The following is a 519-nucleotide window of genomic DNA, read 5'->3' as shown; positions in this document are numbered from 1 at the left end:
ATGACCAAAGAAACCTATTTCGAGGAACTGTCCTACGCCCTGCGGCGGCGGGAGCTGCTGCCCCGGCCGGTGGAGGAGGACGGCCTGCTCCCGGTGGAGTGGAACGGCTGCATCCTGTGCCGGGTCACGGAGAGCGGCGCCGTCCGGTATGACCCCACCTGGGTGGACACCAGCAGGGCAAAGGCCGCCCTGGCCCAGGTCACGGAGGCGGCGGGGACAGTGATGGAGTACATGACGATTCTGGAGAATGCCGCACCTCTGAAGGCGGATGGCCTGGCGGACGGTTACCGGGTGCTGGCAGAGTTCAACGGCACAGTGCTAGCCGGGACAGAGACGCGGCTGGGGGCCCAGTTCGTCACGTGGGCCCGGGACTATGACCGGAGCGGGGTCAACAACGGCCACTACTACATGGAGGACTATCAGGGCGCCAGGGAGGACTTCGCTCTCCGCTCCGGGCTGGTGGCCAGGGAACGGGTCTTTGACCGGGAGCAGCTGGAGGGGCTGCGCCAGGCGGTGCAG

1 protein-coding gene is annotated in these 519 nt (G+C 67.2%); it reads left to right on the top strand.

Annotated features, from left to right (window positions below):
• Positions 1-519 (top strand): hypothetical protein (locus tag HMPREF0372_RS20010; RefSeq protein ID WP_007489547.1); only part of this gene is annotated, 519 nt, incomplete at both ends.

This window comes from Flavonifractor plautii ATCC 29863, assembly GCF_000239295.1.
GTDB lineage: Bacteria > Bacillota > Clostridia > Oscillospirales > Oscillospiraceae > Flavonifractor > Flavonifractor plautii.
This window is presented reverse-complemented; position numbering and strand designations above follow the sequence as displayed.